This is a genomic window from Erythrobacter sp. (assembly GCF_038133525.1).
In the GTDB taxonomy this organism is placed as follows: domain Bacteria; phylum Pseudomonadota; class Alphaproteobacteria; order Sphingomonadales; family Sphingomonadaceae; genus Qipengyuania.
In genome coordinates this window covers 10,605-34,048 of the sequence record NZ_JAYPTL010000012.1, presented here as the reverse complement: position 1 = coordinate 34,048, position 23,444 = coordinate 10,605, and the positions used below count along the sequence as shown (strand labels likewise).

Sequence of the window (23,444 nt, the reverse complement as noted above, 5' to 3'; positions counted from 1 at the left end):
CGCTTGACTAGCAGAAATTTTGAAATCCACCCTTCCGGGTCGGCAACCTATTCTTTCGTAACCCGGCTTTCCGCGAACAGTGCCAGCACCTGCTCCAGTTCGGGACTGGCGCGCAGGTGCACGTCCTGCTGCGGATAAGGAATTTCCACTTCATGCTCCTTGAACAACCACCAAAGCTTCTTGAGCACGGCGGAGCGGACATTGCCCACTCCCTCCTCGGGGTCGCGGATCCAGCACTGGATGACGAAGTCCACGGAACTCGCACCGAACTGGTCGAGCCAGACCGTTGGTGGGGGCACCGCCAGCACGCGTTCGACCGACCTCGCAGCTTCGAGCATCAGCTTCTCGGCCAGCTCCAGATCGGCCGAATAGGAAACGCCTACCGGAACTTGGATGCGCACATTCTTCGAGGAATAGGACCAGTTTTCGACCTGATTGATCATCAGGTTCTCGTTCGGGATCAAATATTCCTTCTGATCCCGCGTGGTGATCGAAACCGCCCTGATGCCGATCCTGCGGATCTGGCCGAAGCTCTGCTGGCCCGATGTATCGGTAACGGCAATCACATCGCCCGGCTTGATAGAACGGTCCATCAATAGGATGATCCCTGCGATCAGGTTACCGAAGGTCTTCTGCAGGCCGAAACCGATGGCGAGGCCAAAGGCACCGGAGAAGACGGCCAGCGCCGTCAGGTCGATACCCAGCAAGTCAATACCCAGGAAGAACGCCGCAGCCCAGACCACTATGCTGACAATTTTTTCCGCCAGCACGCGTTGAGTATCGTCAAATCGGGTCAGTCGGCGAACAAGCCTGCGCGCCATCCCGCTGATGAACCAGGCTGCGAACAGGACGCCGACGATAATCGTACCCACGACCAGCACGTCGAATAGCGACACCCTGAAGTCGCCCAAGCTCAAGGCCAGGGAGTCCAGCGTGTCGACAATCGAACCGATAGTTGAACTCTTCGCGCTTACCGCCTCCTTGATGCCTTCGGCAGCCGCCACCGAACTCTCGTCAGGCGCGGTTTGCGCGTAACTCCAAGCCTGCTCCACTGGTGTGGGGGTCGGGCTAGGGGTGGCTTCGGCGGTTGGTTGCACGTCTATCCTTTTTCCATCGCGGCAAATCCGCGCTCAAGATCGGCGATGAGGTCGTTCAAGTCCTCAAGGCCGATGGATAGCCGGATGGCATAGCGATCCTCAACCCCCCAGCCCGGTTTGGGCCAGGCCATGCGGCTACGCACGGGTTCGACATCGAATGGCAGGGCGAGGCTTTCGAAGCCGCCCCAGCTATAACCGATACCGAAGAGCTCCAGCGCATCGACCAGGCGGCAACGGGCAGCATCGTCACGCCCTTTGAGCACGAAGCTGAACAGGCCGCAGCCGCCGGTGAAATCGCGCTGCCACAACTCATGGCCGGGCGAGCCGGGAAGGATGGGGCACAGCACCTGTGCCACTTCCTCGCGCGCGGAAAGCCATTCGGCGATGGCCAATGCGCTGGCGGTTTCGCGTTCGAGCCGGACTGCCATTGTCCGCAGGCCCCGCAAGGCCAGCGCGGCATCGTCGGGCGAAACCACATGGCCGAGCTGCTGCGCGCCCATGCGCAAGGGCCGGTACCAGCGCTCGCCGGCGCTTGCCGCGCCCAGCATGAGGTCCGAATGACCGCCGACATGCTTGGTCAGCGCGGTGATGGCGATATCGCAGCCGCGCTCGAGAGCAGGGAAGCCCAGCGATGTCGCCCAGGTATTGTCGATCAGGCTCACCGCGCCCTTGTCGCGCGCGATTCGCGCAAGCGTCGGGATGTCGCATACCTCCATCGTCAAACTTCCGGGGACCTCGAGCATGACCGCACGGGTGCGATCGCAGAATGCCGCCTCGTAAGTGATGAGGTCGAGCGGATCGAAGAACCGATGCTCGACCCCGAACCGCTTGAGGATGCCCATCGCGGTATTGCGCGTGGGGTCATAGGTGTTGTCCGCCACCAGCAGCACATCGCCGCTGCGCAGCACCGCCATCAGCGAGCCTACGATCGCGGCGAGCCCGCTCGGATAGAGCACCGTACCGGCCGCGCCCGGTTCAATCTCGGTCAGTGCGTCACAAAGCGCCCACTGAGTCGGCGCACCGCGACGGCCATAGAAAAACCGACCATCCTCGTTGGTCTTCACTCCTTCGCGCAGCGCGGCAACGTCTGCATAGAGATGCGTGCTGGCGCGCCACACAGGTGGATTGACCACGCTTTCGGCGAAGTCGCCTGAGCGCCCCCCAGTGACGAGCCGGGTGGCAGGCGTCTGCTTGCTGTCGTCTCCCCCGGCCATGCTCAGCGTGCCGATCCCTGTTCCTTGGGCATGGTCGGGTCCGCACCCCATTCCAGCCAGCTGCCGTCGTAGAGTGCCGCATCATCCTTGCCTGCCAGGCCCAGGCCGAACAGCAGCACACAGGCGGTGACGCCACTATTGCAGCTGGTCGTTACCGGTCGCGCAAGATCAATTCCCTCGGTGGCGAATTCGGCCCGGATGGCTTCGGGCGATTTCCACGTCCCGTCCGCTTCGAACAGGCGCGGGAAATGCAGGTTGGCCGCACCGGGAATGTGCCCTTCAGAACCGCTGCCCTCCGCTCCGGCAAAGCGTGCCGCATCGCGGGCATCGACCACCTGATCGGCGCAGCTCGCGCAATTGGCCAGCATCTCATCGCGACTCCGGACGATGCGCTGCGGATCGGGCACGGGGAATGTGGTCGGCGCGACGTCCGGCATGCCCGTTTCCAGCGCCCTGCCCTCTGCGCGCCACTTGGCTAGCCCACCGTCCAGGATTGCCGCCTCGGTAAACCCAAAATGGGCGAACACGAACCAGGCCCGCGCGGAGCTTTTCACCTGGCTATCGTCGTACAGCACTACGCGCGTATCGGACGCAATGCCCAGCGCGCCCAGGCGCTCGGCGAACAGCTTCGCTGTGGGCAGCGCCTTGGGTACGGATGAACCCGTGTCGACGAAGCTTTCAAGGTCGAGAAAGCGCGCGCCGGGGATATGCCCGGCGAGGAACTCTGCCTTCGCGTCACGTCCCGCATCGGGCAAGTGCATGCCGGCATCCAGCACGACAAGGTCGGCTGCGCCCAGTTCGCTGGCAAGCCATTCGGTAGAAACGAGTCTGTCCATCCCCTTCCGGTTAGCGGGCGGTTGAGATCAAGTCGACTCAGGCAAGCTCACGATGCGCCAATGGGGCATAACTGCGCGGGGGTTCATCCAGCCGGAAAGGCTGTACGCGACCCCCGTCAGGGCTCCCTTGCCCCACGACGAAGGTCTTGACCAGGACCCCCTCTCCAAGGCCATCCACGCGCACCCGCAGCAGCGGGACCAGCAAGGGATGGCGGCCTTGCAGGATCACCTGCGCGGTGGCGAGCGGAAGCTGGACCTGCCCTTCGACCGTGACGGTCTGGTGCGGCGCGATCCGCGCCAGCCTGTGCCTCGTATCCAGCGTGGTACCGGCCGTCGCCACCTGCTCTTCCATCGGCGCACCCGCATGGGCGGAGGCGAGATCGAGGCCGATGGCGACATCGGTAAGCGGCAAGCCGGTGCGATTGACCAGGGTTAGGCGATACTTGAGCGTGGCATAGACTGCGCTGCGGGTAAGTTTCTCCGCCTCGCAATGGATCGACAGCGCCTGCGCCGCGGGAACGGTCGGCGGCCCCGCCGCCGTGCGCACGATGGGGCGCTCGATCACCGGCGGAGGGGCCTTTGCGCGGTGCCGACGCCAGATGAACAGGCCACCGAGCACCGCCAGCAGTGCCGAGCCGATGCCCACCAGCAATCGCCAGTCAAACGCCCCGACCTCACTTGCCTCGAGCGAGGACTCGATCGGAGGTGCGGCGACCGAAGCTTCGGGTTCCTGAATCGGAAGCTCGGCGACCTCCTCGATATCCGCATCTACAGTCGGCTCCGAAACGGGCGGCTGCGCAACAAGAGGTTGAGCGGCCGAAGGGCGAGATTGCGGAGGCACAGCCCCAGTCGCCTCGCGCCGAGGTTCTGTGAAAACCTCTTCATCGATCGGGATGGCGGTCGTCCGGGTCGATGATGAGGTGGGTGTCGCGGTTGGCGTGGCTGCCGGGGTCGGTATCGCGCGCGGGCGCACAGCTACCGGCCCGCTTTCCTCATCGATCGGTCCTTGCGCGCGCGGGCTCGCGCTGGGCGTTGGGGCCGGCGGGAGGGAGAAATCCTGCACGGCCTGCGCCATCAGCGATGCAGGCATGGCCGCCGCTAGTGCCAGAATCAGCCAGGATGAAGAACGGGTCATTGGTTCGGCTCGTTCAAAAAGCGCGCATATGCGCTGCATGGGTCTGAATAGGTACTGAAGGGTAGAGGTCAAACCCTTGCCTTGCGCGGGCGGGCCATTCGCGGCAGATGCGCGACATGACCGACACACCAAGCCCGAAGTTCCTGGGTGCGAACAGCCCGCATCCCACCTCACCCGACGAGGCCGAGCTCGATTACGTGCCCAATCCGCGCAAGGGGGAGCTCTATCTCGTCCGTTTCGCGGCTCCTGAGTTTACATCGCTGTGCCCGGTCACCGGCCAACCCGATTTCGCCCATCTGGTGATCGACTATGCCCCGGGCGAAACCATCGTGGAATCGAAGAGCCTCAAGCTGTTCCTCGGTTCCTTCCGCAATCACAACGGCTTCCACGAGGATGTGACGGTCGGTATCGGCAAGCGCCTGTTCGACGAGATGCAGCCACGCTGGCTGCGCATCGGCGGCTATTGGTACCCGCGCGGGGGCATCCCCATCGATGTCTTCTGGCAGAGCGGTGCGCCGCCTGAAGGACTTTGGCTTCCCGATCAGGGCGTTGCACCCTATCGTGGGCGCGGATAGGACGAGGAGACTCCAGCATGATCGCCAGACTACCCCGCATTTCGCTCTGGCTGGCGCTCGCGCTGCTGGGATATTTCCTGTTTGCTGTGTTTGGGCCGAAATTCGGCCTGATCGACTGGAAGGTCGGTTTCCTCACCATGGTCGTGACCGTGGGCCCGATCCTGATGGGCGTGGTCGCCTTGGTGGCCGTAATCGCGCTTATGATGGCCTTCGTGAAGGGGCCTCGCGACGAATGGTGGAAGGCCGCAGCTGCGCTGGCTATCCCGGTGGCCTTGTTTGCCGGACTCCTGTCGGTCCGCGCGCAGGGTGACGCCGTGCCGCCGATCCACGACGTCGCCACCGACACCACCAACCCACCCGAATTTTCCACCGAAACGCTGGCGATGCGCGAAAGCTTCGGAGCTAACCCGATCGACGATTATGCCACTCCTCTGGGTCAGATCGAGCTGTGGGCGGAACGCACCAAGGGACAGCCGATTGCGGCCAAGACCCATGCCGAGCTAATCTCTGAGAATTACGGCGACCTCAAGCCGATCCCCTATCCGGGCAGTGATGCTGATGCATTGGTCGCAGTGGCTGCGGCGATGGAAGATATCGGCCTTTCGGATGTGCGGAGCGATCCCGACGCTGGGCGGGTCGAAGGTACTGCCGAGACCTTTGCCTTTGGTTTCAAGGACGATGTCGTTGCCCGCGTCACTGAAGGACGGATCGATATGCGATCGGTCAGCCGCGTGGGCGTTTCGGATCTCGGCTACAATGCGGCTCGCCTGCGCGAACTGAGCAAGGCGATCAACGCGCGTCTGGGCGAGTAAATCGCTTGATCCAACGCCGGTCTAGCCAGTTCTTCAGCACCCGCCATCCGCGCCCTTGCGCGCCAAGCGATGCATAGCTGGCAATTGCCTCGCCGCGACAAGTGTTGAGCAGGTAGAAGTCCATGAAACTTGGGCTGTAGCTGCGCGCGGGCTCGTCGCCAGACAGGGTCCGCCGCAAGTTCCGCGCCAGAACTGGTCCGCTGTAGACTGCGTGGACGCCCGAATGGGCCACTTCGCGATCGGTGCGCCGCGCGACGTCGCCCACCGCAAATATATGCGGGTGACCGCTGGCGCGGTTAAACCGATCGACCACGATGAACCCATCTGCATCGACCGACAGCCCGCTTTCGCGTGGCCAGTCGGGTGCGCCGCTGCCGATAGCGGTAACGACAAGATCGAGCGGTTCGAGCGATTGCTCCCCGGCGACCAGTTCGCCATTCTCGAAGGCTGCATCCTCCTCAAGCAGCGCTATGTCCTGTCTTGCGAGCTCGCGCGCCACGCGTCGGCGGACCGATGGCGAATGCGACGGAAGCAGCCCAGATCTACCTGTCACCAGCATGACGGTCAGGTCGCGCCAATGCGCGGAATTACGCATGCCGAACGCCAGTTCAACCCCGCCTGCGCCGCCACCAACTACTGCGACACGACGGTGCTGAGGCTCGGCCTCGCGCAGCACCTGCCAACGGCTGACGAAGCGATCTAGCGGGCGAATATCCAGCAGGCGCGAGTCGTCGCCCATTGTGCGGGCCGCCTGCCCTGCCCCGCCTGTGGCGATCGAGCAGACGTCGAAAGCGATCTCGGTGCCGTCATCCAATTTCGCAACCCGCGCCTGCGGGTCGATGGCCACCAATCGGGCCTGATGCCAGATAATTCCCGCCTGCTCGACCAGCGGTGCCAGGGGGATGGATAGCTCGCTGACGCGGTACTCACCTGCAATCCAGCCGGGAACCATGCCCGAATACTGCATTGCCCCCAGCGGCTCGACCAGCAAGGTACGGCCTTTGGGCGCGCCCTTGCGGCGCCAGTCGTCAATCACGCCCAGGTGCGCATGTCCCGCACCGACCAGCAGCAAGGTGGGCTCCGCAGGCATGATTACGCCAAGGCCCTGCCATGGTTGCACGGCAGTCGCGAGGTACATTCATAATCAAATGGAGGAAACCTGGTGGAGCCGAGGGGGATCGAACCCCTGACCTCGTCATTGCGAACGACGCGCTCTCCCAGCTGAGCTACGGCCCCGTTCCAGGTTTGCAGGCAGCATCGGCCGGTTGAGCCGGGGCCGCGGCAGGCGCGCGCATTAGCGAATGGCAGCGCGCCTGCAAAGGGAAAATTCGGTCGAAAGGTTACCTCAGCGCCCGCCGTCGGGCGCGCTCGCAGGTCTGCTCTGAAGTGCTTCGCCCGATTGGAAAAGCGGTCCCGAGGTCGGCAGCAGCGGCGTGGCAACCGTGGTGCTCATCGAGCCTGCAGGGAGTGGCTGTATCGCTTGCGCAGTTACACCGTACTGCGCGTCCCAGGCGGTGAGGTTGACCCGGTATTGCTCGTAGGAGCGGAAAAATCCTTCATAGACGGCCTCTAGCCGCTGCATCGCGCCGAAAGCGTAGAGATCGAGATCCTCTTTCGAACTTACTGGCACAGCCGTCGCGATCGACAGCGCCGTATCGCAAAAATCGTTAAGCACCGGCGGCAGTGCAAAATAGTTGTAGACCTGCGTCATGTAGGAATCCTGCACGTCGCGATAGGTCGCACCATAGCGCTTCCGGAATTCGCCCTGCAGCGCCGTGTTGGTCGAGGACAGCTTGCGCGCATGCGTCTTCAGGAAGTCCTTGTAGGCCGGCAGGATCGCGGCATGCTGCGGCTTCAGGCAGTTGAGCGCAGCAACATTGAGCGCGGACCGCAGGTTCCAGGTGGTCTGGGCCGTACTCAAGTTCGCATTGACCGTCTGGCGGACGCCATCGGGACCGACCGTTGGAACGATCATGCTTGCGGTCGCACCACCGGGCGGTTGCGGCCGTGGCGGGATCACGGGTGCCGGCGGCGGCGCCGGTGGGGGTGGTGGCGGAGGCGGTGGAGGGGGCGCGGCGGTGCAAGCAGCCACCACTGCGAGACCCGCAGCAAGAATGGCATAGCGAATGACTGGCTTCGTATCGCGGCTCATGGCGCGCCGACCCTCCTCGATATCGTCCAATTCCAACATGCACCCGCGACCCTTGACCGGGGATGAAGCACCCCTGCTTAGCGCCTGCGGAAGGTAAAGAAAATGCCCGGGGCGTGTGTTACGCCCCGGGCACGATCAAGCGAGTCGCCTTTGCGACGGACCGAATGGTCAGTCGCGGTTACCCATGAAGTTCAGAAGGAAAAGGAACATATTGATGAAGTCGAGATACAGGCTCAACGCGCCCAGGATAATCGCCTTGCCGGCGAATTCGGTCCCGCGCAGGTACTGATATTCGGTCTTCAGGCGCTGCGTGTCATAGGCCGTGAGCCCTGCAAATATGAGGACGCCGATGAAGCTGATCGCCAGCGCAAACGTACTCGACTGCAAGAAAATGTTGATCACTATCGCAATGATCAGGCCGATCACCCCCATGGTCAGGAAGGTGCCGAAGCCCGACAGATCCTTCTTCGTGGTATAGCCGTAAAGGCTCAGTCCCGCGAAGGCGCCAGCCGTGGCAAAGAAGGTCGCCGCGATACTTTCACCCGTATAAACGAGGAAGATCGTCGACAGCGACATGCCCATCACCGTGGCGAATGACCAGAACAGCACCTGCAGCGTGCCGTAGCTCATGCGATTGAGTCCGAAGCTTATCGCAAGGATGAATCCCAGCGGAGCAAGCTTGACCAGCCACAGCAGCGGCGATCCGACAAGCGCCAGCGCCAGCCCGGACTGGGCCATCACCAACGCTACGATTCCAGTGAGCAGCACCCCCGATGCCATGTAATTGTAGATCGACAGCATGTGCTTGCGCAGCCCAAGGTCGAAGGTCTCCTGCCTTGCGAGCGCGTCTCCGGCGCGCGGCACGGAGCCGAAGCCCTGCCTCTGCTCGGTGTCGTTCCAGTTCGCCATCTCAAATCACTCCTCTAAGCGGCTTTGGTCGAGCCCCCGCTCCACAACAATGGAATATCGGGGCTAATGGCCACGATTTCAAGCGAAACTGGGCTCTCAAAGCCTAATCCGGGTTAACCGAAAAACTTAGGCAAATCAGGCCTCGCCAGCAGCATCGACCATGGCGGCATCAAGCGCTTCGGTGGGTGACTTGTCACCCCATAGGACGAACTGGAATGCGGGATAGAAACGGTCGCATTCGTCGACTGCGATTTCCACCAGCGCCTGCGCCTGGGAAAGGCTCAGCAGCCCCTCATCGCCTAGCATCGTGGCATTGCGATAGAGCACCACGCCACCGTTCGACCAAATGTCGAAATGCCCCAGCCAGAGCTGCTCGTTTACCCTGGCGACAAGCTCGTGTGCCTGCTTCTTCTTGCCGTCCGGTACGCGAATCTCTGGCAAGCAGAGAATCTGAAGCACCATATCTTCCGGGCGCCAGATGCCCTTCACCTGGTAGGTGGTCCAGCTACCCGGAATTTCGCCGGCCATCTCGCCTTGGCCGCTTTCGCATGGCCAACCCCGCGCTTCGAACAATGCCATGAGCATTTCGAGCGGCGCCGCATCATCCTCGGCCTCGTAGTCCTCGCCCGCCATTCTCATCGTGCCTGTCCCGTGCGCGTCATGCCGGCTGGATGCGCAAGCTGGGGTGCGCTTGGCAATCCGCCAAGTCGCCACTGCTGGGGAGAACCGATTTCGCTTGTGCATAGCCTGTGCACAAGCAGCCCGACCGCAACTATTTCAGCGGTTCGATCACTTCACCTTCAGCGCTGTGGAAAGTGAAACTGTCGATCTCCAATTTCTTGAGATCATTCATGAAATTGCGCGCAGCCGTGTCGCTTGGAAATGGCCCCGCAAGCAAGCGGTTGGCCTGCACCCAGCGGGTAACGAATGGACCCTTACCCTTGAGCTTGCCTTCCGACTTGCGTTCGATGCGTCGCCAATCGAACGCCAGCGCCGATCGATCCTTGCCCGTCGCCACTTGCACCCAATACCGCGCAGGGTGTGCTGGCGGCGGCGGGGGAGGAGGCGGTGGCGGTGGCTTCGGCACCTCGCGCGGAATTGCGATCCGGGTAATGTCCACAGCGCCCGCAGCCGGGCGCGCGCCCTTCGCAGGCTCCAGCGTGAAGCTGGCAAAAGCCTCCTCTAGCGAAGGTGGCTCCTCCGTCTTGGCCTCGGCGGCAGGAGCGGGCGGCGGCACCTGGAGGATGCGGACAGGCGGATCGGCTGGTTGGACTGCCTCCACCCTGCGTTCAACTTCAGCCGGCCGCGGCATCAACTCCTGGGGAGAAAATACCGCAGCAGGTGGAGATGGTGGAAGTGCGGGTGGTGGCGAAGGTACAGATGGTGGCGGCGGTGCCGATGCAGCCCCTGACCGCACTCCGCTGGCAACGGCGGAGGATTGCGGCTGTAGCTGTTCCTGACCGGCCACCGCCAGGGATCCGGTCCGATCCGGGCGGCGACGGCGCTGTTGAGTGCGCGGATCCACCCTGGTTGTTTCGCTCTGAGGAGGGGCAGATCGAGCAACCAGAGAGGGAGCAGAGGGTGTCTCTGCCACGTGGGTCCCTGCATAGCTGGCAATCTGCGGATCGTCGGTGCCGATACTTGCCGTTCGGGGGAAAACTCCCAGCGAGCCAGCCGCCGCCTGCTGCGCTTGCGTGAGCCGCGGCATGTATTCGAGATATGGGCGGACCCGCGCCGCCATTTGCGGCGGCAGCATTGCGTCGGCAATACCGATCGCTTCTTTGGTATTGCCAAGGATTGCGAGGCCGAAGGCCCGCGTGCGGAAGGCTGCCAGGTCCTGCTTTTCCAACAGGGGCAACAGTGTCGCTTCAAACCCCGCACGATCACCGGATATTGCCTGGCTCAATGCCAGGCGGCGGCGTGTTTCGTCGCCCGCCCCAGTAGCGATCGCCAGGCGGTAGAGCTCCTGGGCGCTCGCCGCATCGCCAACCAGATCGAACGCGAGCGCGCGATCCTCTGCCATGCGAGCGCGGTCTACACCCGACCGCTCTGCTTCGGCAAACAGTCGAAGCGCTTCGACGGGCCGACGCGATCGGACATAGGACGTTGCGAGCCCCAGCTTGACCCGACTGTCGTTCGGGGAAAGCTCATTTGCGCGGCCGAAGAACCCGATTGCCGCAGCAATATCACCCACGGCGAGTGCCGCTTCACCGGCATCCACCAAGGCAGCGACATCGGTGGGGTTTCGCGCAAGCCGGCCCAGCGCATCGTTGAGTTGCTCCGCCCCTTCGGGCGGCAATGGCTGCACGATTTCCGCCTGCGCCAGCACCACGGCCGGACTGAACGCCGCAGCCATCAACAAGGCAGCGCGCAGGCTTCGCAGGTCTCGTCCCATGATTTCGTTCCTGCCCGCGCAGGCCTGAACCGGCGCTTGCGCGGGCTAGCCGCGAAAATGCGGCTTACTGATTGTTCTGACGGCCCAGGAAGCGCGGAATATTGAGGGCACCACCGCCTTCGCCATCATCATCTCCATCACCGTCATCTTCCCCATCGTCGGGCTTGTTCGCGCCGCGCGACAAGTTCGCCATGCGTTCGAACAGTGTGCTGCCCTGCGAAGAGGGGGTCCCGGCCGCTGGGGCTCCGCCACCGGTCGACGCGCCGCTACCCATGCCGCCGCCATAGCCCTCATCATCGCCATAGTCGCCGCCTAGCAACGGGCGCTTGCGCATCGGCTTACTCGCCAGCGGGCTGCCGCCTTCGGCATATTGGTCCGCACCCAGTTCGAGTTCGTCCTGGCCGCCCTGTTCCATGGCGGATGAAAGGTCCAGCGGGGCTGCATCGTCGCCTTCTTCCTCCCAGTCGCCATCGAAGCGCTCGGTCTCCTCGTTACGAAGGCCCGCCAGCGGATCGACGATGCCATCGACATCGTCGTAATCCTCTTCTTCCTCATCATCGTCGTCCGACAGACCGTATCCCAGGTCCTCCGACAATACCGAAGTGCGCACTTCCACCGCGTCGGTGAGGTCGAGCGCCTCGGCTTCCTCGAAATCAGGCTCGGGCTGGGGATCGAACTCGGGTTCGGCCGAGAGACCTTCAGACAGCTCAAAGGGCTCGTCCTCCGCCATATCTTCGCTCGGGAGATCGAGGATCGGACGCTGCGGTGCACGTTGCTCGCTCATCGAGAAAGCGCGTGGTGCAACGGCCATCGGCGAACCACTGCCGTCAATACCGGTGGCAACCACCGAAACCCGGATCTTGCCCTCCAGGTCGGGGTTGAAAGCCGAACCCCAGATAATGTTCGCGTCTTCATCGACCAGTTCGCGAATATGGTTCGCGGCTTCATCGACTTCGAGCAGCTTCATGTCTTCGCCGCCGATAATCGAGATGATAACGCCCTTGGCCCCGGCCATACTGACGCCATCGAGCAGCGGGTTGGCGATGGCACGTTCGGCAGCTTCGAGTGCGCGATTGTCGCCCTCACCTTCGCCGGTACCCATCATTGCCTTGCCCATCTCGCTCATCACCGAACGCACGTCGGCAAAGTCGAGGTTGATGAGACCCGGCATGACCATCAGATCGGTGATGGAACGGACGCCCTGCTGCAGCACCTCGTCCGCCAACATGAAGGCTTCCTTGAAGGTCGTTTCAGCCTTGGCGACCAGGAACAGGTTTTGGTTCGGAATAACGATCAGCGTATCGACGTGCTTCTGCAGCTCTTCGATGCCGGCTTCCGCCGCACGCATGCGACGGGTCCCCTCGAACAGGAACGGCTTGGTCACCACACCGACCGTCAGCACGCCCTTGCGACGCGCCGCCTCAGCAATCACTGGCGCGGCACCTGTGCCAGTACCACCGCCCATACCCGCGGCGATGAAGACCATGTTCACGCCCTCGAGAGAGTCCTCGATATCCTCAACAGTCTCTTCCGCCGCGGCCTTGCCCACTTCGGGGCGGGCACCGGCACCCAGGCCGCCGGTGATGTCAGGACCGAGCTGGATGCGCTTTTCCGACGGCGAGGTCGACAGTGCCTGCGCGTCGGTATTCGCTACGATGAATTCGACGCCTTCGATCTGGGCCTGCATCATATTGGCGATGGCGTTGCCGCCCGCCCCGCCGACCCCGATCACCATGATCTTGGGGCGCAGCTCATCGCTGGAAGCCGGACCGATATTGATGCTCATTGGGTATCCCCCGGGAATTCGAAATCTAAGACCAACACTATGTCACACATCTCGCACAAAGCGAATCGCTGCGCGCGAGCCGAAACATCCTTATCCACAAGGGCTAATGACGGCTTAGCCCGAGGGTTCAATACTCAAAAATACTCACGCACCGCCTGTACGACACGGTTCACCAGACCAAGCCCGGAATAGCGCCGCGTCGGCTGATAACGAGGGCCCACCGACCTGATGTCGACAGGGTCGTCCGCCGCATAGAGGCACAGGCCCGCCAATGTGGCGAAACCGGGTGTGGCATGCGCTTCAGGCAAACCAGTCAGCGTCGGCGCCTTGCCGATGCGCACCGGTCGCCCAAGCGCACCCTGCATGAATTCAGCAATGCCATGCAATTCGGCGCCGCCTCCGGTTAGCACCACTTGCCCACCCTGCGATCCGCCAAAGCCGAGCGCCTTGAGTGCCTTGCCGACTTCGCTGCTCATCACGCCCAGCCGGTCGGTGACGATCGCCACCAGTTCGGCGCGCGGAATGCGATCATGCTCGTCCGCGCCGCGCGCCAAGCGGCCACCAGGTTCCTCACCCGGGGCATTCACTGGTACCATCTCGCGGTGATCGGTCGGCGTGGCAATCGCCGATCCCGAAACACATTTGAGCCGCTCTGCCTGGCTCCGGCGAATGCCCAAGGACGACGCGATGGCATCGGTGATGTCGTTCGAGCCGACCGGGATCGAGCGCAAGCCCAGCAGCATCCCCGCGGCATGGACCGAAACATTAGTGACCTGTGCGCCGATCTCCACCACCGCTACGCCAAGGTCGCGCTCTTCGGTCGAGAGGCAGGCGTAGGCAGCGGCCAACGGACTGGCGACCACGCCCTCTACATCGAGATGCGCACCCTGCACCGCTTCGATCAGATTGCGCACCGGCGCGCCTTCGGCGAGAGTCACGTGCACGTCGACCCCCAGCGCCTCGGCATGGAGGCCCTTCGGGTTGGCGACTCCATGCGCCCCGTCGAGTGTGTAGTGCGCCGGCTGCGCATGAAGCACCATGCGGCCATCGGGATGCAGGTGATCGCGCGCCGCATAGAGCAGGTGCTCGATATCGTCTTCCTCGATCCTTCGCCCGCCAATGGCAATTTCGACGCTGGCAATGCGGCTCGAAAGCCCCGCCCCGGCGCAGCCGATCCAGACGCTGGACACGGCGGTATTGGCATTGGCTTCCGCCTTCTCAACCGCGTTGCGGATCGCATGGCTGGCAGCGCGCATATCGGTGATATAGCCACGCTTGACGCCCTCGCTCGCGCGGTGGCTTGAGCCCAGGACGACCATGTCGCCATTTTCCGCTTGGCCCATGACCATAGCGGAAATCCGAAAGGATCCGATATTCACCGCACCGAATACCCGGGTGATGCGCGGGGCTGGAGCGGCCATTATTCGGGCCTCCCATTGAGCGCCATCTCCTTGGGACACGGCCCGTCCTTGCAACGCAGGTAGGCCCGATCGGGCACGCGCATGTCGATCGCGATCGGTTTGCCGCCGATCAGGCGATGCATCCCGTCGAGCTGGGCGAACTTGACGAGCGCAGGCGCGCCCAGATCGCCTTCGGGCAACGCCAGCAATTGCCCGGTCTTGAAGGTCAGGTTCCAGCGGCGATTCCCGACCCACTCGGCGGAGGCGATCTGCGGCTTCAGCGCAGGCGCCGCGTCGAGCAGCTTGCCGAGTTCCTCGACCTGCAATTGCGCACCTGGTCCTTCGATCAGCAGCTTGCCCTTGGCGTTCGCCGCACTGATCGGCTCAAGCTCGTGCCCATGCCCATCGACCAGTACCAGCCGGCCCGGCTTGGCCAGCACCGCATGCGGCACGCGTTCGACGATATCGACCTTGAGCGTATCAGGCAGCTGGCGCGAAACTCGCGCATCGGCCACCCAGGGCAGTTCGAGCAATCGTTCACGCACGACATTCAGGTCGACCAGCGGCATGGGGCGCGCCTGTTCGGCGAGCACGCGCTCGTAAACGAGCTGCTCGTTCATCCGCTCGACACCCGATACGCGCACCTTCTTCACCTCGAAGCCGACGCGCGAGGCCGATTTGGCCATTTCATCGCGGGCGATCTCGGGCAGGCCCGCGTAGTTTGCGATTGTGCCGGCGATCGCCAGCCCGATCAGCGCGATCGAGGCGAGGAAGAACCTGTGCCATTGTTCATCGGTAAACGGCAGGGCGGCCATGGCCTGATCGAGTATCCCGCTGGTGCGCTTGCGTGCGGCATGCGCAGTCTGGCTGCGGCTGCGCGCGGCGGCGGAACGGCGGACGCCCTGCTGCTTGCGGGTGACCTTAGCCATCGCCGCCCCTGACCTTGGACTTATGGTCGCGCAAGGCAGCCGCGACGATCATCTCGCACAGCTCGCCGTAATCGATCCCCAGATACCGGGCCTGCTCGGGCACCAGGCTGAGCGGGGTCATGCCCGGCTGGGTATTGGTCTCGAGCACGAACAGCCCGCCTTCGCCCTGCTCTTCGTCCCAGCGGAAGTCGGTGCGACTGGTACCCCGGCAGCCCAGCACCTTATGCGCCTTCAGGGCGTATTCGAGGCACAGGTCGCGGATGTGATCGGGGATCTCGGCCGGGCAGACGTGTTCGGTCATGCCTTCGGTGTACTTGGCATCGAAATCGTAGAATCCGCTCTTGGTCTTGAGCTCGGTCACCGCCAAAGCGCGCGGCCCCTCGGGGAAATCGATCACTGCCGCCGTCATCTCGCGCCCCTTGATATAAGGTTCGGCGAGCAGCTCGGCGAATTCCTGCCACGGCCCCTTGGCGTCGGGCGCGATGGGGTTGCCGTAATTCCCCTCCGCCGTGACGATCGCCACGCCGACCGAGCTGCCTTCATTGACCGGCTTGAGCACATAGGGCCGCGCCATCGGGTCGCCCTGATGGAGATCCGCGCTCTTCACGATCCGCCCGCCGGGCATCGGAATGCCATGCGGAACCAGCGCATTCTTCGTCAGCTGCTTGTCGATCGCGATGACCGAGGTCGCCAGGCCAGAATGGGTATAGGGCACACCCATCAGGTCGAGCATTCCCTGCACGGTGCCATCTTCGCCCGGCACGCCATGCAGCGCGTTGAAGACCACGTCAGGGGCCACTTCGGCGATCCGCGCAGCCACTTGCCGGTCCATGTCGATCCGCGTCACGCGATGCCCACGCGCCTCCAACGCCTTGGCGACGCCTTCGCCCGACATGAGACTGACGGGCCGTTCATTGGCCCATCCGCCCATGAGGACGGCAATATGGAGCTTGGGGAGATCGGTCATTGCATGTCTTTCCTAAGGTCGCCCCACGCGTTGAATTTCCCATTCGAGTTCGACGCCAGAATTAGCGTAGACCCGGCGCTTCACTTCCTCGCCCAGCCCCTCAATGTCGGCGCTCGTCGCATCGCCTGTGTTGATGAGGAAATTGGTGTGCTTCTCGCTGACCTGTGCACCGCCCATGCGGAAGCCGCGACAGCCGGCGGCATCAACCAGTTCCCACGCCTTCTGCCCCGGAGGGTTCTTGAAGGTCGACCCACCAGTCTTGGTGCGCAGCGGCTGCGATGCCTCGCGCGCAGCGGCGATCCGATCCATTTCGGCGCCGATTGCCGCCGGGTCCCCCGGCACGCCCTTGAAGCGCGCGCCGACCACCACCGCGCCATCGGGCAGGTCGGAATGGCGGTAGGTATAGTGCAGGTCGGCAGCGGGCAGCGTGAACATCCGCCCATCCGGCAGGACCACATCGCAATCGACCAACACGTCGCTGACCTCGCGCCCATAGGCGCCGCCATTCATGCGGACGAAGCCGCCGACGGTGCCAGGGATACCGCGCATGAATTCCAAGCCCGCAATCCCGGCGTCGCGCGCCGCCGAAGCGACGAGGATGCCATGCGCCCCACCGCCACAGGCGAGCACGCAGTCTTCGCGCACCTCGATCTCGGCAAAGGCCTTGCCCAGCCTGATGACTACGCCCGGCACGCCGCCATCGCGCACGATCAGGTTCGAACCGAGACCCAGCGCCATGACCGGCAGGTTTCCACCCAGCCGTTCGAGAAACAGGCGCAGGTCGTCGAGATCGGCGGGTTCGAACAGCCAGTCGGCATTGCCGCCACTCTTGAACCAGACGAGCTTCGCCAGCGGCGCGTTACGAGTCAGCTTGCCACGCAGTCCGACGGTCGAAACCGGCGTGGCCACGGCACCTTCGACTTCGCAGTCGGGCGCCATGCCATTGTCACGGTTCCACACATCACCGGCTTGCCTGATGGTCACGCGGCACGCTCCCGCTCGATCCGTCCGGCAAGCTCGCTCGCCCAGCGGGTAATGTCCCCCGCGCCCAGGCAAACCACAAGGTCACCGGCCACAAGTTCGGCGGCAAGCTTGCGCGCCAGATCGTCTTCATCGGCAACGGTCGCTGCGGAACGGTGGCCACGCGACTTGAGCCCGGCGACAAGGCTCTCGGAACTCACGCCCTCTATCGGGTCCTCGCCAGCGGCATAGACCGGTGTGGCAAAGACCATGTCGGCTTCGTTGAAGCAGGTCTGGAACTCCTCCATCAGGTCGCGCAACCGGGTGTAGCGATGCGGTTGGACCACCGCGATCACACGCCCGTCACCCACGCTTTCGCGCGCCGCGGCGAGCACCGCCTTGATCTCTACCGGATGGTGGCCGTAGTCGTCGATGATCGGCACAGAGCCGCTGCGCATGGGCACATCGCCAACCTTGGTGAAGCGACGGCGAACGCCACCAAAGCTCGAAAAGCCATTGCGGATGACGTCGTCGCTGCAGCCCATTTCGATCGCCACAGCGATCGCCGCCAGAGCATTCTGCACGTTATGTCGGCCCGGCATGGGCAGGCGCACGTTCTCGATCCGGCGATCTTCCTCGCCGCGCTGGCGGACGATCACATCGAAACAGTTGCCGCCCATGTCGGGGCGGACGTTTACGCCGCAGATATCGGCCTGGAGCGAAAACCCATAGGTCACCACGCGGCGATCGCGGACCTTGCCGATGACCGCCTGCACTTCGGGATGGTCGATGCACAGCACCGCCGCGCCATAGAAGGGCACATTGTGGATGAACTCGACGAAGGCATCCTTCACGCCTTCGAAATCGCCGTAGTGGTCGAGATGTTCGGGATCGATATTGGTGACGACCGCACTGGTCCCATCGAGCCGCAGAAAGCTGCCGTCGCTTTCGTCGGCTTCGACTACCATCCAGTCACTATCGCCCAGTCGGGCGTTCGAGCCGTATTGTTCGATGATCCCGCCGTTGATCACGGTGGGGTCGACGTTGCCCGCATCGAGCAGCGCCGCGATCATGCTGGTGGTGGTGGTCTTCCCGTGGGTGCCCGCAACCGCAATGGTCGATTTGAGCCGCATCAGTTCGGCCAGCATCTCCGCGCGCCGTACTACCGGAATACGGTTTTCGAGCGCATGAGCGACTTCGGGATTGGTCCGCCGGACCGCGGTAGAGGTTACGACGACGGCGGCACCCTCGACGTTCTCCTTGGCATGGCCAATGCTCACGGCGATGCCCTGCTTGCGCAGCCGCTCGACCGTCGCGCTCTCCTTCATGTCGGAGCCCTGCACGGCATAGCCCAGGTTCTTCATGACCTCGGCGATGCCGGACATGCCGATGCCGCCGATACCGACGAAATGGACGGTGCCGATGTCGGTCGGAACGCCCCTCATTCCGCAATCTCCTTCGCCGCGCCCTGCCCGGCCGCAACGCCCTGCGAGGCGCCGCGCGCATTGTTCCCGCCCACGCGAATGACGTCCATCATCTCCGCCCCGCCGAAACTCTCGACAAGGTCGGCAAGGTCTTCGACCGCCTTGGGCCTGCCGCAGTTCCACGCCGCATGCGCCGCCTTGGCCAGGCCCTGCGGATTGTCGGCCAGAGCCATGATCTGCTTGGCCAATTCCTTGCCGGTGAAGCGATCCTGCCGGATCATGCGCGCACCGCCCGATTTGGCGAGTTCGCGAGCATTGGCGGCCTGGTGATCATCGGTCGCGATCGGCAGCGGGATGAGGATGGCCGGGCGCCCTACTGCCGTTAGCTCGGCAATAGTCGAAGCACCTGCGCGGCCGATGAACAGGTGCGCATCGGCGAGCCGTGCGGCCATGTCCTCGAAATAGGTTGCAAGTTCAGCCGGGATGCCGTGGGCGCGATAGCGCTCGCGCACGGCGTCGAGGTCTTCGACACGGCATTGCTGGGTAACCTGCAGCCGCTGGCGCAGCGCGGGTGGGAGCATGGAAAGACCGTCGGGCACGACTTCCGAAAGCACCCGCGCGCCCTGGCTGCCACCGGTCACGAGCACGCGCAGCAGGCCGTCTTCGGAAAATGCCGGGAACGGCTCGTCACGCAGGCTCAGCACGCCGGCGCGAACCGGATTGCCCACGAGATGGACCTTGCCCCGGTGCTTGGCGGCGAGCCGTTCGACTTCGGGATAGGCGGTGGCGATTGCATCGACCCGCCCCGATAGCAGGCGATTGACCCGGCCCAGCACGGCATTCTGTTCGTGCACCACCGTCGGGATCCCGGCCGAGGTCGAGGCGAGGATTGCGGGCAGGGAAGGGTAGCCGCCGAAGCCGACCACGGCGCTCGGTTCGAAACTCTCGAATAGTCGCAGCGCCATGCGCCGCCCTTCGAGAACTGCCGAGACTCCCTTGGCCCAGTGCAGCGGGTTCTTGCCGAAACGCCCGGCGGGCAGCACATGCGCTGGCATGAAATCGGGCTTGCCCGGAATTTCCGCACCGCGCGCATCGGTGATCAGCGCGACATGGTGTCCGCGCCGGTCAAGCTCGGTCGCGAGCGCAAAGGCGGGCAGCAAATGGCCGCCGGTACCCCCGGCGGCTAGGACGTAATGGCGGTTTGCGCCAGTCATGGAAAAATCTCGCGCGGCTTGCGACCCGAATGCTCGGTCGTCGATTCCGCCTGCCCGAATCCGATCAGGTCGCCAAGTCCCTTGGTCCGGCTTTTGAGGAACGGATTGCGCCGCGTCACCGCGATCAGCAGGCCCACGCCCATGCACACCGCGATGGTCGAGGAGCCGCCATAGCTGACCAAGGGCAGAGTCATGCCCTTCGAAGGGAACAGCTGCAGGTTGACCAGCATGTTGATGAAAGCCTGCCCGCCGAGCAATGCGATGAGGCCGGTGCCCGCGAGCAGCGCGAACAGGTCTTCCTCATCAACCAGCCGCATCAGCACCCGGCCGACGATGGCGAGATAGAGCAGCAGGATCACCGCGCAGGCGATCAGCCCGAATTCTTCGCCGATGACGCTGAAGATATAGTCCGTATGGGCTTCGGGCAGGCTCATCTTGCGGATGCCCAGCCCATAGCCTGCGCCGGTCCATCCGCCTGCCAGCAAGGTGCGGCTGGCAAGGTCGACCTGGTCGAAGGCGGTGCCGCCACCCATGAAGGCATCGATGCGGTGGCGCGCGTTGTCATAGAGGAAATAGGTTGCCGTGAGGCCGACCAGCGCCCCGCCGACCACCCCGCCCAGGCGCTTCACGTCCACGCCGGACAGGACCACCATCACGAACCACACGCCCGCGAACAGGATCGTGCCGCCGAAATCGGGCTGAAGCATCATCAGCGCGGCGATGGTGCCGAACAGCGCGGTGGCGATCCACAGCACGGGCAGGTTGGGATCGCGGACCTTCCACGAAAGGATCCAGGCCATTGCGATTGCATAACCCGCCTTGAGGAATTCGGAGGGTTGGAACTGCATGCCCAGGTTGATCCAGCGCCGCGCACCGTTGATTTCCGGCCCGACGATCGGGACCAGGAACAGCAGCCCCAACATCCCGCCCGCAAGCAGCACGCCGAAGCGCCGCGCATTGTCGCGGTTGAGCAGCGACACGCCGAACATCACCCCGAGGCCCAGCACCTGCCAGGCAACATGGCGATAGAAGAAGTATAGCGGGTCGAGCGTCTCGCTTGCAGTCGAGAGGCGGTCCGCACTGGCGGGCGATGCGGCGGCGACGGCGATCGTGCCGAAGCTCATCAGCAGCAGCACCAGCAGCAGCAGCACGCGGTCGATCTCGCGCCACCAGATCTTGAGCTCGGCCCAGCGCGACAGCTTGTGCCTTGGCAGGTGCATCGGCTGGCGCTTGCCGGGGACATAGGGCTGCATGGTGGGGGTCATTTCTGTGCCTCCACAAGCTCGCGGAAATGATCGCCGCGCTGCTCGAAATCGCGATACTGGTCGAAACTGGCGCAGGCAGGCGAAAGCAGGACGGTATCGCCGGGCTGGGCCTTGGAGGCAGCGGATGAGACCGCACGGTCGAGTGTCTCGCACTGCTCAACTGGAACGCGGCCTTCCAGCAGCGCGGCGAAATCCGGCCCTGCCTTGCCGATGGTATAGGCGGCCTTCACATGGCCAAGCTCGGCCTCGCACTCGCCAAGCCCCGGCTCCTTGGCAAGCCCACCCAGGATCCAATGGATGTTGTCAAACGCCGCCAGCGCGGGGGCCGATGCGGCGGTGTTGGTGCCCTTGCTGTCATTGACGTAGGAGACGCCACGCAGCTCGCGGACACGTTCCATACGGTGCGGAAGGCCACGATAGCTTGCGAGCGCGGAATTGACGGTTGGCCGGTCGATTCCAAGGTCGAAGGCCACGGCCCAGGCTGCGTAGGCATTCTGGGCATTATGCGGGCCTTGTAGCGATTGCGCATTGCCAAGATCGAGGAAATCGCTGTCCTTCGCCGCCGGGTTCAGCGTGGTAATTTCACCCGGACCTTCGATAGCCAGGATTGCTTCGTGCACCGCCGGATCGGAGCTGGCGTCGACAGCCGTGCCCTCGCTCGATTGCATGGTGAAGAGCCGCAACTTGGAAGCCCGATAGGCTTCAAAGCCCTCGTACCGATCGAGATGATCCGGCGTCACATTGAGCAACACCGCGACATCGCAATCGAGCGAATAGGTCAAATCGATCTGGTAGCTCGACAGCTCGAGCACATAGACCCCACCCTTGGGCAATGGCTCCTGCTCGAGGATCGGCAGGCCGATATTGCCACCCATGGTGGTCGGCACGCCTGCGGTCTTGAGGATGTGGTGCACCAGCGCGGTGGTGGTCGACTTGCCGTTGGTGCCGGTAATGCCGACGACCCTATGCTGGGGCAGTTCGGCCCGCGCCTGCGCGAAGAGCTCGATATCGCCTATGACCGGCACGCCGAAGCTGTCGGCATGGGGCTTAATCGGGTGGGTGTTGAGCGGGACGCCGGGACTCACGACCACGCCCGCGAAACCAGTCAGATCAGCGTCGACAGGATCAGTCAGTTCGACACGGCCCGCAAACTCCGCGCGCGCTTCCTCGCGGCTGTCCCACGCCAGCACCTCCGCCCCGCTCGCCAACAGCGCTTCGACCGTCGCCCGGCCGGAGCGCGCCAGCCCGAGGACGGCGTATTTCTTTCCAGACCAGGCGGACGAGGTGATCATCGTAGCTTGAGCGTCGCGAGCCCCATGAGTGCGAGCACGATGGCGACGATCCAGAAGCGGATGACGACCTTGCTCTCCGACCAGCCTAGCTGTTCGAAATGATGGTGGATCGGGGCCATGCGGAACACGCGGCGCCCGGTGCGCTTGAACCAGAAGACCTGGATGATAACGCTGAGCGCCTCGAACACGAACAGCCCGCCGACGATGGCAAGCACGACCTCATGATGCGTCGCCACGGCGATGGCGCCGAGCGCACCGCCGAGTGCCAGCGATCCGGTATCACCCATGAAGACGGCGGCGGGCGGCGCGTTGAACCACAGGAAGGCCAGCCCGGCCCCCATGATCGCGGCGCAGAAGATCGCCAGCTCGCCCGCACCCTCGACATAGGGAATGCCCAGATAGGTCGAATAGTCGACGCGCCCAACCAGGTAAGCGATAATGGCGAAGGTGCCCGCAGCGATGATCACCGGCATGGTTGCCAGCCCGTCGAGCCCGTCGGTCAAATTCACCGCATTGCCTGCACCGACGATCACGATCGCCGCAAAAGCGAAGTACAGGATCCCCAGCTCGATCCCGAAATTGTTGATGAACGGGACGTAGAGGAAAGTGTTGATCTGGCTGACCGTCAGATAGGCTGCGATCCCCGCCACGGTAAACTCGAGCAACAGGCGTATCCGCGCGGACACGCCCTTGTGGCTGGCCTTCGATACCTTGTCATAATCATCGAGGAAGCCAATCACACCGAAGCCCAGCGTCACAGCCAGGCAAGACCAGATGAATGGGTTGCGCAAGTCCATCCAGATCAGCACCGACAGCGTCAGGCTGATGAGGATCATCAAGCCACCCATCGTCGGCGTGCCACGCTTTGCAAGATGCGACTGCGGCCCGTCTTCGCGGATTGGCTGCCCCTTGCCCTGGCGCACGCGCAGCATGGCGATGAAGCGCGGGCCGATCAGCAGGCCGATAACCAGCGCAGTCATCAGCGTCGCCCCGGCACGGAATGTCTGGTAGCGCACGAGGTTGAAGACGCCTTCGAAGTTCAACCATTCGGCGAGCAGGTACAGCAATTGGGCCTCTCTCGC

The 23,444-nt window shown here is 63.7% G+C and carries 21 protein-coding genes and 1 tRNA gene; 2 read left to right on the top strand and 20 right to left on the bottom strand.

Translation table 11 applies throughout. The features are described from left to right. Positions 1-47 precede the first annotated feature (47 nt). Genes AAFM29_RS04785 through AAFM29_RS04770 form a run of 4 tightly spaced genes read right to left on the bottom strand, consistent with a single transcriptional unit; the run spans position 48 to position 4,282 of the window. Entirely contained in the window at positions 48-1,097 is a 1,050-nt protein-coding gene (locus tag AAFM29_RS04785; RefSeq protein ID WP_341711672.1) for a mechanosensitive ion channel domain-containing protein, read from the bottom strand. Positions 1,098-1,099: 2 nt separating this feature from the next. Beyond that, positions 1,100-2,311 (bottom strand): cystathionine beta-lyase, encoded by a 1,212-nt coding sequence (gene metC / locus AAFM29_RS04780; RefSeq protein WP_341711671.1) that lies wholly within the window; start codon positions 2,309-2,311, stop codon positions 1,100-1,102. Positions 2,312-2,313: 2 nt separating this feature from the next. Continuing rightward, on the bottom strand, positions 2,314-3,147 hold the full coding sequence (locus AAFM29_RS04775) for a sulfurtransferase (protein ID WP_341711670.1): 834 nt from the start codon (positions 3,145-3,147) through the stop codon (positions 2,314-2,316). A 37-nt stretch (positions 3,148-3,184) separates the two neighbouring features. Continuing rightward, positions 3,185-4,282: a hypothetical protein gene (locus AAFM29_RS04770; protein ID WP_341711669.1), complete on the bottom strand. Its 1,098-nt coding sequence runs from the start codon at positions 4,280-4,282 to the stop codon at positions 3,185-3,187. Positions 4,283-4,389: 107 nt separating this feature from the next. Here AAFM29_RS04770 and queF point away from each other — a divergent pair, with 107 nt between their 5' ends. Beyond that, complete coding sequence (gene queF / locus AAFM29_RS04765) at positions 4,390-4,857, top strand: preQ(1) synthase (RefSeq protein WP_371830716.1); 468 nt, start codon at positions 4,390-4,392, stop codon at positions 4,855-4,857. A gap of 17 nt (positions 4,858-4,874) precedes the next feature. Then, the gene (locus tag AAFM29_RS04760) at positions 4,875-5,669 is read left to right on the top strand and encodes a DUF1499 domain-containing protein (protein WP_341711667.1); all 795 of its coding nucleotides are present in this window, start codon (positions 4,875-4,877) and stop codon (positions 5,667-5,669) included. Here AAFM29_RS04760 and AAFM29_RS04755 read toward each other — a convergent pair. The 16 genes from AAFM29_RS04755 to mraY all read right to left on the bottom strand — a co-directional run bounded on the left by AAFM29_RS04755 (position 5,647) and on the right by mraY (position 23,429). Continuing rightward, positions 5,647-6,807 carry an FAD-dependent oxidoreductase gene (locus AAFM29_RS04755; protein ID WP_341711666.1) on the bottom strand — a complete coding sequence of 387 codons (1,161 nt, stop codon included), beginning with the start codon at positions 6,805-6,807 and terminating at the stop codon, positions 5,647-5,649. The genes AAFM29_RS04760 and AAFM29_RS04755 overlap by 23 nt on opposite strands. A gap of 22 nt (positions 6,808-6,829) precedes the next feature. Next, positions 6,830-6,905 (bottom strand) — tRNA-Ala (locus AAFM29_RS04750). Positions 6,906-7,014: 109 nt separating this feature from the next. Further along, positions 7,015-7,821 (bottom strand): hypothetical protein, encoded by an 807-nt coding sequence (locus tag AAFM29_RS04745; RefSeq protein WP_341711665.1) that lies wholly within the window; start codon positions 7,819-7,821, stop codon positions 7,015-7,017. Between the two features lie 168 nt (positions 7,822-7,989). Further along, a complete protein-coding gene (locus AAFM29_RS04740) occupies positions 7,990-8,730 on the bottom strand; it encodes a Bax inhibitor-1/YccA family protein (protein WP_341711664.1) in 741 nt (246 codons plus the stop codon). A 135-nt stretch (positions 8,731-8,865) separates the two neighbouring features. After that, positions 8,866-9,369, bottom strand: coding sequence for a YbjN domain-containing protein (locus tag AAFM29_RS04735; RefSeq protein WP_341711663.1), 504 nt, complete (start codon positions 9,367-9,369; stop codon positions 8,866-8,868). A gap of 133 nt (positions 9,370-9,502) precedes the next feature. Then, the gene (locus AAFM29_RS04730) at positions 9,503-11,125 is read right to left on the bottom strand and encodes a tetratricopeptide repeat protein (RefSeq protein ID WP_341711662.1); all 1,623 of its coding nucleotides are present in this window, start codon (positions 11,123-11,125) and stop codon (positions 9,503-9,505) included. A 64-nt stretch (positions 11,126-11,189) separates the two neighbouring features. Continuing rightward, complete coding sequence (gene ftsZ, locus AAFM29_RS04725; protein WP_341711661.1) at positions 11,190-12,911, bottom strand: cell division protein FtsZ; 1,722 nt, start codon at positions 12,909-12,911, stop codon at positions 11,190-11,192. Positions 12,912-13,045: 134 nt separating this feature from the next. Next, positions 13,046-14,332, bottom strand: coding sequence for a cell division protein FtsA (ftsA, locus tag AAFM29_RS04720; protein ID WP_341711660.1), 1,287 nt, complete (start codon positions 14,330-14,332; stop codon positions 13,046-13,048). Beyond that, positions 14,332-15,240 (bottom strand): FtsQ-type POTRA domain-containing protein, encoded by a 909-nt coding sequence (locus tag AAFM29_RS04715; RefSeq protein WP_341711659.1) that lies wholly within the window; start codon positions 15,238-15,240, stop codon positions 14,332-14,334. The genes ftsA and AAFM29_RS04715 overlap by 1 nt, the downstream gene beginning before the upstream one ends. After that, on the bottom strand, positions 15,233-16,207 hold the full coding sequence (locus AAFM29_RS04710; protein WP_341711658.1) for a D-alanine--D-alanine ligase: 975 nt from the start codon (positions 16,205-16,207) through the stop codon (positions 15,233-15,235). Before AAFM29_RS04710 ends, AAFM29_RS04715 begins: the two co-directional genes overlap by 8 nt. A 12-nt stretch (positions 16,208-16,219) precedes the next feature. Further along, positions 16,220-17,146, bottom strand: a complete 927-nt coding sequence (gene murB, locus AAFM29_RS04705; protein WP_341711696.1) for a UDP-N-acetylmuramate dehydrogenase — start codon at positions 17,144-17,146, stop codon at positions 16,220-16,222. Positions 17,147-17,187: 41 nt separating this feature from the next. Further along, a complete protein-coding gene (murC, locus tag AAFM29_RS04700; protein WP_341711657.1) occupies positions 17,188-18,612 on the bottom strand; it encodes a UDP-N-acetylmuramate--L-alanine ligase in 1,425 nt (474 codons plus the stop codon). Further along, on the bottom strand, positions 18,609-19,805 hold the full coding sequence (murG, locus tag AAFM29_RS04695; RefSeq protein WP_341711656.1) for an undecaprenyldiphospho-muramoylpentapeptide beta-N-acetylglucosaminyltransferase: 1,197 nt from the start codon (positions 19,803-19,805) through the stop codon (positions 18,609-18,611). Before murG ends, murC begins: the two co-directional genes overlap by 4 nt. Continuing rightward, positions 19,802-21,070, bottom strand: coding sequence for a putative peptidoglycan glycosyltransferase FtsW (locus tag AAFM29_RS04690; protein ID WP_341711655.1), 1,269 nt, complete (start codon positions 21,068-21,070; stop codon positions 19,802-19,804). Before AAFM29_RS04690 ends, murG begins: the two co-directional genes overlap by 4 nt. Beyond that, entirely contained in the window at positions 21,067-22,362 is a 1,296-nt protein-coding gene (gene murD / locus AAFM29_RS04685; protein ID WP_341711654.1) for a UDP-N-acetylmuramoyl-L-alanine--D-glutamate ligase, read from the bottom strand. The genes AAFM29_RS04690 and murD overlap by 4 nt, the downstream gene beginning before the upstream one ends. Beyond that, entirely contained in the window at positions 22,359-23,429 is a 1,071-nt protein-coding gene (gene mraY, locus AAFM29_RS04680; RefSeq protein ID WP_341711653.1) for a phospho-N-acetylmuramoyl-pentapeptide-transferase, read from the bottom strand. Before mraY ends, murD begins: the two co-directional genes overlap by 4 nt. Between the last annotated feature and the right edge of the window lie 15 nt (positions 23,430-23,444).

Excerpts from the sequence above, each read along its gene's own strand:
- murD (WP_341711654.1), bottom strand. The coding sequence starts at position 22,362 with ATGATCACCTCGTCCGCCTGGTCTGGAAAGAAATACGCCGTCCTCGGG.
- AAFM29_RS04770 (WP_341711669.1), bottom strand. The coding sequence starts at position 4,282 with ATGACCCGTTCTTCATCCTGGCTGATTCTGGCACTAGCGGCGGCCATG.
- ftsA (WP_341711660.1), bottom strand. The coding sequence starts at position 14,332 with ATGGCCGCTCCAGCCCCGCGCATCACCCGGGTATTCGGTGCGGTGAAT.
- AAFM29_RS04755 (WP_341711666.1), bottom strand. The coding sequence starts at position 6,807 with ATGTACCTCGCGACTGCCGTGCAACCATGGCAGGGCCTTGGCGTAATC.
- AAFM29_RS04735 (WP_341711663.1), bottom strand. The coding sequence starts at position 9,369 with ATGAGAATGGCGGGCGAGGACTACGAGGCCGAGGATGATGCGGCGCCG.
- AAFM29_RS04710 (WP_341711658.1), bottom strand. The coding sequence starts at position 16,207 with ATGACCGATCTCCCCAAGCTCCATATTGCCGTCCTCATGGGCGGATGG.
- AAFM29_RS04740 (WP_341711664.1), bottom strand. The coding sequence starts at position 8,730 with ATGGCGAACTGGAACGACACCGAGCAGAGGCAGGGCTTCGGCTCCGTG.
- AAFM29_RS04715 (WP_341711659.1), bottom strand. The coding sequence starts at position 15,240 with ATGGCTAAGGTCACCCGCAAGCAGCAGGGCGTCCGCCGTTCCGCCGCC.
- murG (WP_341711656.1), bottom strand. The coding sequence starts at position 19,805 with ATGACTGGCGCAAACCGCCATTACGTCCTAGCCGCCGGGGGTACCGGC.
- ftsZ (WP_341711661.1), bottom strand. The coding sequence starts at position 12,911 with ATGAGCATCAATATCGGTCCGGCTTCCAGCGATGAGCTGCGCCCCAAG.
- murB (WP_341711696.1), bottom strand. The coding sequence starts at position 17,146 with ATGGCGCCCGACTGCGAAGTCGAAGGTGCCGTGGCCACGCCGGTTTCG.
- AAFM29_RS04775 (WP_341711670.1), bottom strand. The coding sequence starts at position 3,147 with ATGGACAGACTCGTTTCTACCGAATGGCTTGCCAGCGAACTGGGCGCA.
- AAFM29_RS04730 (WP_341711662.1), bottom strand. The coding sequence starts at position 11,125 with ATGGGACGAGACCTGCGAAGCCTGCGCGCTGCCTTGTTGATGGCTGCG.
- AAFM29_RS04745 (WP_341711665.1), bottom strand. The coding sequence starts at position 7,821 with ATGAGCCGCGATACGAAGCCAGTCATTCGCTATGCCATTCTTGCTGCG.
- murC (WP_341711657.1), bottom strand. The coding sequence starts at position 18,612 with ATGAGGGGCGTTCCGACCGACATCGGCACCGTCCATTTCGTCGGTATC.
- queF (WP_371830716.1), top strand. The coding sequence starts at position 4,390 with ATGCGCGACATGACCGACACACCAAGCCCGAAGTTCCTGGGTGCGAAC.
- metC (WP_341711671.1), bottom strand. The coding sequence starts at position 2,311 with ATGGCCGGGGGAGACGACAGCAAGCAGACGCCTGCCACCCGGCTCGTC.
- AAFM29_RS04690 (WP_341711655.1), bottom strand. The coding sequence starts at position 21,070 with ATGACCCCCACCATGCAGCCCTATGTCCCCGGCAAGCGCCAGCCGATG.
- AAFM29_RS04760 (WP_341711667.1), top strand. The coding sequence starts at position 4,875 with ATGATCGCCAGACTACCCCGCATTTCGCTCTGGCTGGCGCTCGCGCTG.